Origin of the sequence: Bdellovibrio sp. ZAP7 (assembly GCF_006874645.1) — a bacterium.
Taxonomy (GTDB): Bacteria; Bdellovibrionota; Bdellovibrionia; order Bdellovibrionales; family Bdellovibrionaceae; genus Bdellovibrio.
Genome location: NZ_CP030082.1, coordinates 2,122,524 through 2,133,803, shown reverse-complemented (window position 1 = coordinate 2,133,803; position 11,280 = coordinate 2,122,524). Strand labels below are relative to the sequence as shown.

The window sequence follows — 11,280 nt, the reverse complement described above, 5'->3', positions numbered from 1 at the left end:
TCTTTTTGATCCCTAATCAAGGCTCTCGTCCGCCTCAAGAAAGCGCCATTTCCCCTCGGGAAGTTTACCCAGGCGGATATTCCCGATGCGCACGCGTTTTAAGCCCGTAACTTTTAAGCCGACAGCCTCACACATGCGGCGGATTTGACGTTTCTTTCCTTCTTTCAGAACGAAGCGCAATTGATCGTCGTTAATCCATTCCACGATAGCAGGTTTCAATTCCTTGCCATCTAAGGAAAGGCCATGGCGCAGAAGTTTTAATTTATCGTCAGGCAGATTTCCCTGCACACGCACGATATATTCTTTTTCGAGCTTGGTTTCTTCGTTGATGATTTTCTTAGCGATACGGCCATCTTGAGTGAACAGTAAGAGCCCTTGGGAGTCGATATCCAGGCGGCCCGCAACAGCGATGCCTTTCAGGTGTTCCGGCTTTAAGCGCAACTTTGAATCGCCGAATTGATTTTGATCTGTGATCAGACGAATCGCAGGAATATATTGCGGTTCTGGTTGTGCCGAAACGTATCCCACGGGTTTATTCAAAAGAATCGTCACCAGATTTTTTTGCTGTTTTAATGCTTGAGCTTCCAGAGTGATTTTAACATTAGGATCAACTTTGGTTCCCAATTGATCGACGACTTGACCGTTGACCATGACCAAGCCGCGCGAGATGTAGTCATCCGCTTCACGACGAGAGCAAATACCTCTTTCAGCCATCAGTTTGGACAGGCGTACTTTTTCTTTTTCTTCACTCATGGCTGGATCTCCGTCCAAAGGTCATTCATTTCGTACAGACGAATATGGGCGATCTGGCTTTGTGGCAAATGCTCTTTCAGCTTTTCCATAAAATACAGGGCGATATTCTCTGTCGTTGGGATTTTAGTTTTAAATTCAGGAATCGCGAAATTCAAATGCTCATGATCAAGCACCGATGTCAGGCTCTTTAAAAGCTGTCTGTACTCTTCAAGTTTAGCTTTAAGCTCGTCTTCCGTCAGATGAAAACCTACTTCAAGTGTATAATTGTGACCATGCCCATGTTCTGTAAAACATCTGCCAAAGTTCTTAAGGTTTTCCTCGGAACTCCATAGTGGTTGGTGATAAAGATGGGCGCTCGAAAACGAGCTTTTTAAAGTGAGGATCATGTGTTGGTAATTCCACCATCGACCGCAAGCACAGCGCCTGTGGTCCAGCTGGAGTGTTCATTGCTGCCTAAGAAATAAATGGATTTAGCAATCTCTTCTGAGGTTCCAATGCGACCCAAGGGTTGCATTGGATTCATTTGTTCAATAGCGGCGTTACGTTTTGTTTCTTCTAATGAATGGAACTGATGAATAGGGGTATCAACGATCCCTGGGGCCACACAGTTTACGCGAATATTAAAAGCACCGCCCTCAAGGGAGTTACTTTGAGTCAGATTGATCATCGCGGCCTTCATTGCAGAATATGCCGACGTAGCTGCTGTTGGCTTTAATCCAAGAGACGAAGAAACATTTACGATAGAACCGCCACCGTGTTGTTTAAAATAAGGAAAGAACGCGCGAGTCAAACGCACGGCGCTCATTAAATTCACTTCAAATTCTTTTTGCCACAATTCATCAGAACCTTGCTCTGTCGAGTGCACGTCAAAGATGCCAGCGTTATTTACCAAGACTTCGACTCTGTGAATTGTGGTCGAGGTGATCTCGCCAATGCGTTTATTAAGGGCTGCAAGGTCCGTCAGATCACAGCTCATCAAAGAGGCTCCACTGCGACATTGAACAGCCACCTCAGCCAGGCGGTCCTTGTTACGACCCATCAGATAGACGAAATAGCCCTGCTTACCAAAATGAATGGCTGTGGCTGCACCGATCCCGCTGGAAGCTCCTGTGATTACGACCGCTTTTTTCATCTAAATTACCTCTGTCTCAAAGAAAGACTCATGCTAGCAAAGGTCCTGGCCGATAGGAAGTCATGTCATTGCGCGAAGCTGCTTCAATCGGATTAAAATACTTCATTTTCGGGACGGCCATCCTAGTTGCCTTTTACGGGCATTTTTAGAGTTATAGCCGGATCGATTTCCTGATAGGTAATGCCCTTAGCGAAAGCTCTGAAATAGTCATCATACATGTGATAATAACCCTCATCGCCGCTTTTTTCGCCCCAGCTATTCTTGATCTTCCATTTAACAATATGACCCGTTTGTGGGTGACGCTCATATCCAATAATCTGTACCGCATGACCACCGCCATTTTTGTCAAATTGCTCTCGTAGTTGGCGAGTCAAAGGTTTTGCGAAATCGGGAGTATAGAATGCGCGAATCGACATAATTCCTGTCGGCTTGTCCACATACTCATGATGGTGCTCATAGGAAAGATAAACCATGCTTCCGCGGTCAATCATATTTGCGGCCATTGTTTCAACCGAGTTTATGTCAGTATAAACTCGCTGATCTTTTCCGACTCTTTCGGTATGAGGCATGGCTTTCCGGTTTGCCTGGATGATCATTTGAGTCTGTGGCCCCAGAAAGAATGAAAATTTCTTCCAGGCGAATTCTTGAGGAGTCCACTGGCGACCTTCCCATTGGAAAGTTTTAGGAAGTTCCCCGACGAAATCGCGGTGTAGTTTGCGCAGTTGTTCAACGCCGTTTTCAATGATGGCTTTTTTCTGAGCAGGGTCTTCAACTTTAGCCGCCAACGCTTTGGTACGGCCGATGATGTTTTCGGTGTACTCTTTTAAAATTTGCGCCTGTGGGTTTTTATAGAATTCAGTTTTTGGAGTCCAAAGTCCCTCGGGGATCACTCCATAAAGCATAATACTGTCACGGGAATTTAAAGGCCCTGCACCCAGCTCGACCTTGGCGACATTTTCTTCACCAGTTTTAAGCTGCATGATTGAGCGCGCCAAAAGTTGGTGAGCACTCATAAATTGATTTGAGAGGGTCATGACTTCGCCTGTGCGCAAAGTATAAGTTTTCTCCATAGCACCTAGCCAAGAGTGCAAATGACACGTGCCCAAGTTGCATTGATTCTTAATCGCCGTATCTTGAGGAATTTCTTTCGTGTAGTGATCGTTATGCTGGAAATCGCGGCGCAGTTCACCCCAGGGAGTGTCGGTGAAGATCATTGAGCATAGTGGAGGGCCTGCGGCCACTGCAAAACTCAGTGTTCCAAATTGAGACAAAAATAGCAGCGCGAATACGAATGACTTCATACCCTCGAAATGTGCAAAGGCAGGACCAGTTGGTCGACGTCGCAGGCAATCAGGTTGGATTTGGTGGAATCAGATGAAAATCAATTGGGGCGGGTGACGGAATAGGGAACCAGGTGTAAATAAAAAAGCCGGGATGGGATTCCCGGCTTTTAACGGATTTGGAATTCGAAATACTAATGATTGTAAACCCTCTGACGTAGATCAGAGGTTTTAAAATAAAACTAAGCGGCTTTACGAGAGATGAACTGATAATACTTCTTGTCGAAGTCAGCAGCTTTCAAACCCTCTTTAGTGATCAAACCTTCTTTGAACCACATGAAATGCTCACCGCAGAAACCAGCTTTATCAGCTTTCTTTTTGCAGCCTTCGCCACAGCATTTTTCGGAAGCAAGAGTTACTACGTTATTTGGAATTTGCTTTTCAAACTTTTTGTCAGCCATTGTTATGACCCCCAGTTGTAAATCTTAAGCTGGTTAAATGTCTTAAGACATAGAGCTTATCGGCGTTGGTCTTATCGACTTGAGTCTGCCTAGAAGAAAGTTCGAATAACTGGTCCATAGGCTTGTGTGTTCTCAGAATGAGACATCAAAAGTCCCTGGCGAATATCTTGCTAAGTTATCAGGTATGAAGTGGATTTCATTCATCACTGTGCTTCTATTTGTATTACCCGGCTTTGCTGACCTTGAACGTTGGCAAAAATGGGAAGTCGAGCGCAATGATTTACAGTCCAACGAAAAGCTCTATCACAAGCTTCCTGATTCCGCCGAATTGAAGGCGTATCAGACTGAGACGCTTTATCTTTTGGAAGTTGATCCAAGATTCGTCGATACCGTGTCTGCTGAAAGCGTAGAAATTCCGGCGGAACTTAAAACTGCTGATGGCAAAGTGAAATTTTTCATTCATCCATCTTCATTGGAGCTTTTTAAAGAACTTATTTCTCACGGAAAACTTACGAAGGTTGCTGCTAAACCCACAACGTCGCCCCGAACTTTCTTTGTTGCCGATATGATGGTGAAAGTCTCTTTGTCAGATAAGGTGAATGGTGCGATTCGTACTGTGTATCCGATGCAAATGCAGCGAGCGACTGCTATTAGTTCGTTGCTTGCTAATCTTCCTGAATCCTCTCAGAAAGAAAATGGTTTTGGTTTCTTGCCCGAACCCATCGGGGTTTTTGATAAAACACCCAACAGCCCTTTTGGATTCTTGGTAAGAAAGATTCCGGAGCACATTCGTAATGGTACTACCACTCTGGTTCCAGTGCTGTCGTATGTCGCAAAAAATCAGGGAGCTTCATTGTTGGAAGTCGATGCAAAGACTCAAGGGATTTCAGCTATTGAGCTCGTTGAAAGATATTTAATTCCTGCACTCGTGAAAAGCTATGCCTTTGCAGCTCAGTATGGTGTGGTCCTTGAGGCGCATCAACAGAACACGTTGTTGGAGCTTGATTCTAAGGGAAGCTTTACGGGGCGCGTTTTTTACCGTGACTTAGATGGCGCCCGAATTGATTTCAACCTTCGCGAAAAATTGAATCTTCCCACGAAAGAGCTTCTAAAGGTTCAAGACAGTCATTGGATCTTTGATTTGGAAAATCTGCAAAAGATGCGGGAGAACACCTTTGTCCCAAGGGGACGTCCTGTAGCCTGGTCGCCAGTACTCGAAACAGCGTTTCAAAGGTACATGGTAGGTTCTTCCATCTATTTATTAAGAAAAGCTGTTCAGGATCAAAAAGGCTATTCGCCATTCCGTATAGAGAAGATCATTTATGAAGAGCTTCAGAAAAGCTCTCCTTCAGTGAATTCTTGTCAGGCGGTGTTTAGATAAGTTGCATAAAAGCAAAGTGATCAACGGGTTTCGAGAATAAATACCCTTGGCCCCATTGCGCACCCAAAGTTTCAAGAACCAGGGCTTCGTCTTGATGCTCAATACCCTCAGCGATAATTTCAAAATCCATTTCGCGCGCAAGAAAGATAATACCACTGACAACGGCTTTGGATTTTGGATCGCTTAGAACCTTCATTACGAAAGAACGATCGATTTTAAGATAAGTGATCGGCATCTGTGTCAGATACTGCAAGCTTGAAAAGCCGGTGCCGAAGTCATCAATTGAAATAGCGTAACCGTGTTGACGGCATTTATGTAAAGTTTCAAGCGCTAAAACTCCATCCATCATCACACGTTCTGTCACTTCAAGTTTGATGTTTTTAGCATCCAAACCTTGTTTTTCGCGCAGGTCTTCCAAGTTTTCCAGGAAGTCTGAGTGAGTGAATTGACGGCCGGAAATGTTGATACTCATCATGAATTCATCAGCTTCTTTGTTTTTGCTTTTGGATTTTAAATGATCCTGAATGACTTTCAATTCTTTCAAAGCCGCATTGATAATCCAGTGACCGATAGGAATAACCATCGAGGAGTTTTCAATCACGTCGATGAAAACATTCGGAGAGATCAAGCCACGCGTTGGACTTTTCCAACGAAGCAAAGCTTCGCAGCCTTTGATTTTGCGGGATTTAAGTTCCACGATCGGTTGATAGAAAAGCTCGAATTCTTTGTTTTGGAAAGCTTGAAAGATTTCATTTTCCAATTTGATTTTTTGCAAGGCGTCCGCCGCGCCATCGTCAGTGCCCATCATGCTTTCGATTTGCATATCGGCGATCTTAAGGTTGCCACCCAAATTCATATTGGTATTGCGACGAAGTCTTTTGAGTAAAACACGCATTAAAAGCTGCACAACTGTGTCCGCCATAGAAACGCGTTCTAAAAGTTGTTGCTTGGTTACAATGCTAAGTCTGACATCTTCCAACGCGCGGACAGAAGCGGAGCGATCCTGATTGTCGATCAATGACATCTCACCAAAAATTTCGCCTTCACCCAAAATTGAAATAGGAATTTCTTCCTGATCTTTGGAGAGGTAAACAAGTACGCGACCTTTTTCGATGATGTAAGCGCAATCTCCGGCGTCGCCCTCATTAAAAACGATCTGATCTTTCAGGATATCCACGGATTGGGGTAACAATGTCATATGGTTACAGTTTAAGGTCTTGGATGTAACTGCGACAAGTCCAGCTGATTCATTTGATTGAATTTCCATCCAACAAATTCCGGCTTGATCAACATAGCAAAATCAAATGCTCCTAAGGGAATGATCAGGTTTCGATCCATCAGAAATTTTACCCCTGTGAGACATAATTTTTTCTGTTCGGCAGTTTTCACGGAGTTCCCCAATTGCTCGAGGATTTTGTCATATTCGGGACTTTTCAGTTGAATGTAATTTTCGGGGCTGTCGCTGGCAAAAGTTTCCAGTGCTGCCAGGCAAGTCGGTCGATCCGGAGCAATACCTTTACGAAACATCGCCGGAGGATTGGTCTGAAGTTCGTTGATGAAAACTTTGTTTTCCTTCATTTCCAGGTGCAGGCGCAGGTTCGCATTTTTCTGCCATTGCGCCTGCATCCATTCCGTCGCACGCTTGTGATCTTCGCCACCTAAAGAGGAAAACATCAAAGTGAACGTTTTGTCGCTTTTAACTTTTGGAACTTTCTTAAGATCGAAATCATAGCAGGGTGCTTTTTCAGGAAACCAGGAGTCAGGTAAACCGGCACAACCTGGACGACCTTTCGAAGAAAAAAGCTTTTGCAATTCCGGATAGTTGAGAGAGTAAGTCAAAGCTTTACGGAGCTCGTCGCTTTTCTGCAAATCAGGTCCGAAACCCAAGTAATCAAAGCGAATCGCTGAAATCCAGTGAAAGTCGGGGCGGTTTTTAGATTTAGGAATAAATAAAGTGGGGAGTCGGCGAAGCAACTGTAGCTGGTTTTTCTCGTACAGTTGCAAAGCGACAGTGTCTTCTTCGATAAAAAGAAACTCTACCAACGGACGCTGTGGGTGCCCGCCTTGATATTTGAAATTAGGTTCCAGCGTGATTCGTTGTCCTTGCAGCCACTCTTTCAGTTTGTAAGGGCCCGAGTAAACTTTCACATCTTCTTTGGTAGGAGCGAGCAGAAAGCTTGTCAGGTTGTATTCAAAGTCCGGGGCTTTTCCTTGAAATTCAAAACGTAAAGTCACCGGGTCTGGTGCGATGATGCCTAGTGTGTCGATCTCTTTAAGGCCTTTATAAATGTCCTCTGCGTTTTTAACTTTGAATAATAAATCCGCGCGCGGAGCTGCGACTTTTGGATTTAACATTTTCTTGTAAGTACGTAGAAAATCCGCTGAAGTCAGCGGGGAGCCATCACTCCATTGAAGGTCTTTCTTTAACTTGCAGACCAAAGCTTGTGATTTTTCACGGGTGCAAGAGCCCAGATCAGGGACCAGTCCCTTGTCGTTATCATAGATATAAATATTGCGGAAAAGATTCGCTAAAAGATAGCTGGAAGCCGAAGTCTTTTGACGATTCGGATCCATTTGTGTGGGTTCGCCCGAAAGATGCAGGCGAAAAACAAAAGGTGCTGATTTTGAATCAGCACCTTTGGCATTTATAGAAACTAGAATTAAAAGTGCCGGAAGAATACGTTTCATCCGACCATTTTGAATCAATGTCGGGGCGAAGTCCAGCTTTCGCGCCGCCGGCGCTGCAGCCTCCTTGGCTCCCGCCGAACTATTTGTCCAATTCCATTTTAGCGATCGTTTGAAGTTGCATGTTAGTCGTACCTTCGTAGATTTGACCAATTTTTGCATCTCTCCAGAACTTTTCAACTGGGTATTCTTTAGTGAATCCGTTGCCGCCGAACAAATCGATCGCTTTAGAAGTGATCTTTTCCGCTGCACGAGAAGAGTAAAGTTTCGCCATCGCTGCTGATTCGATGAAATCAAGACCCGCGTCTTTCAAACGAGCGGCGTTGTAAACCATCAAACGAGCGGCTTCCAATTCAGTACGCATTTCTGCCAACTGGAATTGAACGCCTTGGAAATGAGCAATTGGTTTGCCGAACTGCTCACGACCTTTAACATAACCCAATGCTGCTTCGTAAGCGCCTTGAGCGATACCGATCATTTGTGCGCCGATACCGATACGACCTTCATTCAATGTTTCGATAGCGATTTTGTAGCCTTTGCCAACTTCGCCAAGTACGTTTTCTTTTGGTACTTCGCAGTTTTCGAACAGCAATTCGCAAGTAGAAGAAGCGCGGATACCTAGTTTGTCTTCTTTTTTACCAACTTTGAAGCCTTTGAAAGATTTCTCAACGATGAACGCTGTGATGCCTTTGTAGCCTTTTGCGTGGTCGATGTTTGCAAAGCAGATGAATACGTCAGCTTCGTTACCGTTTGTGATCCAAAGTTTTGAACCATTCAAAACCCATTTATCACCTTTATCTTCTGCTTTAAGTTTCAATGCGAATGCATCAGAACCAGAAGATGATTCAGACAAAGCGTAAGCGCCAACCCATTTAGAAGCCATTGCGCCCAAGTATTTTTCTTTTTGCGCTTCTGTACCCCATTTAAGGAATGCGTTTGTCGTTAGAGTGTTTTGTACGTCAACAAGAACAGAAACTGAACCGTCTACGCGACCGATTTCTTCAACAGCCAAGCAAGCCATTGTGAAAGTGGAACCTGCGCCGCCGTATTTTTCTGGAGTTTCGATACCCATCAAGCCCATTTCGAAAAGCTTTTTAAGGATGTCTTTGTTCATCTCAGCTTTTTCGTCCATGTGTGTCACATGGGGTTTGATTTCAGATTCTGCGAAGGCTCTTACAGCATCACGGAAAGCCGTTTCGTCTTCAGATAGTGTTGTCAAAGCTGGACGTGCATTAGTTACGTCAGACATGGTTTCTCCCTCATACGTTAATTAACAAGTCGGAAGACCATATCCAGATCGCGATTTTTATTCAAGAGGTTGGAAGGACAGGAGCTTTTCTCTTAACGGACTGTGTTATGATGATTGCACTTATTATGTGCAAATGACTTCTCACACTAGACAAGGGTCTAGGTTTGCCGTCTAATCTCTGAAGGTAATTATATGGATATTGCAGAAATCGGCGCCAAGATTGGCATTTATTTTATCCCTTTTCTTTTCGCACTGTGCTTTCACGAATTTGCACACGGCTGGGTTGCGCGTCTGCGTGGTGACAACACGGCGGAACAAATGGGCCGTCTTTCCATGAACCCTTTGGTTCATATGGATATGATTGGTACATTTATTTTGCCACTGGTGTCCATCGTTCTGGCAACTCCGATTTTCTTCGGTTGGGCTAAGCCAGTCCCGGTGAATTCCCGTAATTTAAAAAATCCTCGCGTGGATATGTTCTGGATTGCACTTGCCGGTCCGCTTTCAAACATTCTATTGGCGATTGTTGCGGCGTTCCTTATTGGCTTCCTGGCGAAGTTCTTTTCCGCATCGATTTATTTCAAACCGGTGTTCGAGATTTTAAAAGCATTTTTGATGACAAACTTGTTCCTGGCGTTTTTCAATATGATCCCGCTTCATCCACTGGATGGCGGTAAAGTGCTCGCAAGATTTTTGCCGGCCCAATTGAATTATAAGTTGGAACAGAATGAACAAATCACCAGCATGGTTTTGATGGGATTAGTTCTGACAGGTGCATTGCGTATTTTGGCAATCCCTGTGTTTTGGAGTGCACAAAGTTTACTTACGTTAGCTCTGGCTGGGTTCGGAATTTCTTAAACAGAAATTCCATTCATTCAGAACGTTTTAGAGGGGACCGCTTTCATGAGTATTACAGTTCAATTGCCCAAGTTTGAAGGACCATTGGGCTTGTTGCTATATCTCATCCGCAAGGAAGAGATGGATATTATGGATATCAAAATCCATGAGATCACAAAGCAATACCTTGATTATATTCGTTTGATGAAAGAATTGGATTTGGAAGTAGCGGGTGAGTTCATCGCCATGGCTTCCACTTTGATCCAAATCAAATCCCGCATGCTTCTGCCTCAATATAATGAGAACGGCGAAGTCATCGAGCAGGAAGATCCACGTAAAGAGTTGGTTCAAAAACTTTTGGAATACCAAAAATACCAAGAGGCCGCGAAACTTCTTTATGATCGTCCTTTGGTGGGTCGTGACGTTTGGTTGCGTGGTTCCCGTGAAAAACTGGATGAAAAAGAAGACGAAATCATTCTTGAAGACAACGCGTTGTTTGCGTTGATCTCTTCTTATCGCAAAGTTTTGCGTTCTGTTAAAAAGAAAGTCCACGAAGTTAAAGCGAAAGCTCAATCCATCTCCAGCCGCGTATTGGAGTTGAAAGACTACCTTATCGTAGGCCGCAAAATCACAATGATGGAGTTGGTGAATGCGACAGAAGATCGCGCTCGTCAGGCTTTGATCACGTTCTTGTCTTTGCTTGAGCTTGGTAAAATGGGCTTCGTAGGTCTTTACCAGTCAGAAGTTTATTCAGACATCTGGGTTGATACAAAAAAACCGATCGAAACAGATGTTCTGTCCCGCGTGGAAGAGTACGATTCTATGGGCGCTGACAGAATCGCTGAACAAATGATGGCTGACGCTAAAAAAGCCGATCCAACAGAAGATCTTATGGATGACAGTGCTGATGAAGCTCCGGTTGAGCAGCAAGCTCAAATGAGCTTTGTTGAAACTCCAATGGATTTCACGGCAGGTATGTCTGATCTAACAGCGGAAATTGCGGGTATGGATGCAGAGCTGGACTTCTTGGAAGCCGAAGAGGGTGGCGCAGAGGCTGCCTCGGATGAAGAAATTCTGGCTGCTGAAGGCGAATTAGAAGAGATGGCTACAGAAACTGTGGCTGCATCTGAAGTGATTGTTGAGATGGCGCAGGAAACTGTAGCTGAAGTCGAAGCTGAACTTCAACTTGAAGAAGCAATGACAGAAGAAGCTATCACTGCTGCTGAAGAAATCCTTGCAGATACGACAGTTGAAATGACGGAAGTTGTCGCTGAAACAGAGGTGGAGGCACCGTTTGAAACCGTTGTTGAGCCGATCTCTGAATCATTCATTGAAACAGAAGTTGAAGAACAACTTGAAGTTGCCACTTTTGAGCCAGCAGAAGCCGTAGCGGTGGTGGCTGCTGAAATGGTTGCGACATCTGACGATGTAGTTGCTGAATCTGAACTAATTTTTGAAGAATTTATTGATACTGATCCTAAGACTGAAGCTGAGGCGTAGAA

At 44.3% G+C, this 11,280-nt stretch carries 11 protein-coding genes; 3 read left to right on the top strand and 8 right to left on the bottom strand.

Annotation, left to right across the window (positions count from 1 at the left end; genetic code table 11):
- Nucleotides 1–12: 12 nt before the first annotated feature.
- The 5 genes from DOM22_RS10330 to DOM22_RS10310 all read right to left on the bottom strand — a co-directional run bounded on the left by DOM22_RS10330 (nucleotide 13) and on the right by DOM22_RS10310 (nucleotide 3,626).
- Nucleotides 13–753: a pseudouridine synthase gene (locus DOM22_RS10330; RefSeq protein WP_142700272.1), complete on the bottom strand. Its 741-nt coding sequence runs from the start codon at nucleotides 751–753 to the stop codon at nucleotides 13–15.
- Nucleotides 750–1,139 carry a 6-carboxytetrahydropterin synthase gene (locus DOM22_RS10325; RefSeq protein WP_142700271.1) on the bottom strand — a complete coding sequence of 130 codons (390 nt, stop codon included), beginning with the start codon at nucleotides 1,137–1,139 and terminating at the stop codon, nucleotides 750–752. Before DOM22_RS10325 ends, DOM22_RS10330 begins: the two co-directional genes overlap by 4 nt.
- Entirely contained in the window at nucleotides 1,136–1,885 is a 750-nt protein-coding gene (locus DOM22_RS10320) for an SDR family NAD(P)-dependent oxidoreductase (RefSeq protein WP_142700270.1), read from the bottom strand. Before DOM22_RS10320 ends, DOM22_RS10325 begins: the two co-directional genes overlap by 4 nt.
- A gap of 122 nt (nucleotides 1,886–2,007) precedes the next feature.
- On the bottom strand, nucleotides 2,008–3,186 hold the full coding sequence (locus DOM22_RS10315) for a C1 family peptidase (RefSeq protein WP_142700269.1): 1,179 nt from the start codon (nucleotides 3,184–3,186) through the stop codon (nucleotides 2,008–2,010).
- 221 nt (nucleotides 3,187–3,407) lie between these two features.
- Nucleotides 3,408–3,626, bottom strand: coding sequence for a hypothetical protein (locus DOM22_RS10310; RefSeq protein ID WP_142700268.1), 219 nt, complete (start codon nucleotides 3,624–3,626; stop codon nucleotides 3,408–3,410).
- Nucleotides 3,627–3,810: 184 nt separating this feature from the next.
- Between DOM22_RS10310 and DOM22_RS20195 the strand changes: the two genes are divergently transcribed.
- Nucleotides 3,811–5,007 carry an IucA/IucC family protein gene (locus DOM22_RS20195; RefSeq protein WP_210415607.1) on the top strand — a complete coding sequence of 399 codons (1,197 nt, stop codon included), beginning with the start codon at nucleotides 3,811–3,813 and terminating at the stop codon, nucleotides 5,005–5,007.
- Here DOM22_RS20195 and DOM22_RS10300 read toward each other — a convergent pair.
- From DOM22_RS10300 to DOM22_RS10290, 3 genes are all read right to left on the bottom strand, one after another.
- On the bottom strand, nucleotides 5,000–6,274 hold the full coding sequence (locus tag DOM22_RS10300) for an EAL domain-containing protein (RefSeq protein WP_246845578.1): 1,275 nt from the start codon (nucleotides 6,272–6,274) through the stop codon (nucleotides 5,000–5,002). The two genes, DOM22_RS20195 and DOM22_RS10300, sit on opposite strands and share 8 nt — an antisense overlap.
- On the bottom strand, nucleotides 6,217–7,695 hold the full coding sequence (locus tag DOM22_RS10295) for a peptide ABC transporter substrate-binding protein (protein ID WP_142700266.1): 1,479 nt from the start codon (nucleotides 7,693–7,695) through the stop codon (nucleotides 6,217–6,219). Before DOM22_RS10295 ends, DOM22_RS10300 begins: the two co-directional genes overlap by 58 nt.
- Nucleotides 7,696–7,774: 79 nt before the next feature.
- Nucleotides 7,775–8,941: an acyl-CoA dehydrogenase gene (locus tag DOM22_RS10290; RefSeq protein WP_142700265.1), complete on the bottom strand. Its 1,167-nt coding sequence runs from the start codon at nucleotides 8,939–8,941 to the stop codon at nucleotides 7,775–7,777.
- Nucleotides 8,942–9,133: 192 nt separating this feature from the next.
- Here DOM22_RS10290 and DOM22_RS10285 point away from each other — a divergent pair, with 192 nt between their 5' ends.
- Both DOM22_RS10285 and DOM22_RS10280 read left to right on the top strand, forming a co-directional pair.
- Nucleotides 9,134–9,799, top strand: coding sequence for a site-2 protease family protein (locus DOM22_RS10285; RefSeq protein WP_142700264.1), 666 nt, complete (start codon nucleotides 9,134–9,136; stop codon nucleotides 9,797–9,799).
- A gap of 45 nt (nucleotides 9,800–9,844) precedes the next feature.
- Nucleotides 9,845–11,278 (top strand): ScpA family protein, encoded by a 1,434-nt coding sequence (locus DOM22_RS10280; protein WP_142700263.1) that lies wholly within the window; start codon nucleotides 9,845–9,847, stop codon nucleotides 11,276–11,278.
- Nucleotides 11,279–11,280 lie beyond the last annotated feature (2 nt).

Bases quoted from the DNA above. Each gene is read 5' to 3' on its own strand.
- DOM22_RS10330 (WP_142700272.1), bottom strand. From the start codon at position 753: ATGAGTGAAGAAAAAGAAAAAGTACGCCTGTCCAAACTGATGGCTGAA.
- DOM22_RS10315 (WP_142700269.1), bottom strand. From the start codon at position 3,186: ATGAAGTCATTCGTATTCGCGCTGCTATTTTTGTCTCAATTTGGAACA.
- DOM22_RS20195 (WP_210415607.1), top strand. From the start codon at position 3,811: ATGAAGTGGATTTCATTCATCACTGTGCTTCTATTTGTATTACCCGGC.
- DOM22_RS10310 (WP_142700268.1), bottom strand. From the start codon at position 3,626: ATGGCTGACAAAAAGTTTGAAAAGCAAATTCCAAATAACGTAGTAACT.
- DOM22_RS10290 (WP_142700265.1), bottom strand. From the start codon at position 8,941: ATGTCTGACGTAACTAATGCACGTCCAGCTTTGACAACACTATCTGAA.
- DOM22_RS10325 (WP_142700271.1), bottom strand. From the start codon at position 1,139: ATGATCCTCACTTTAAAAAGCTCGTTTTCGAGCGCCCATCTTTATCAC.
- DOM22_RS10320 (WP_142700270.1), bottom strand. From the start codon at position 1,885: ATGAAAAAAGCGGTCGTAATCACAGGAGCTTCCAGCGGGATCGGTGCA.
- DOM22_RS10300 (WP_246845578.1), bottom strand. From the start codon at position 6,274: ATGGAAATTCAATCAAATGAATCAGCTGGACTTGTCGCAGTTACATCC.
- DOM22_RS10280 (WP_142700263.1), top strand. From the start codon at position 9,845: ATGAGTATTACAGTTCAATTGCCCAAGTTTGAAGGACCATTGGGCTTG.
- DOM22_RS10295 (WP_142700266.1), bottom strand. From the start codon at position 7,695: ATGAAACGTATTCTTCCGGCACTTTTAATTCTAGTTTCTATAAATGCC.
- DOM22_RS10285 (WP_142700264.1), top strand. From the start codon at position 9,134: ATGGATATTGCAGAAATCGGCGCCAAGATTGGCATTTATTTTATCCCT.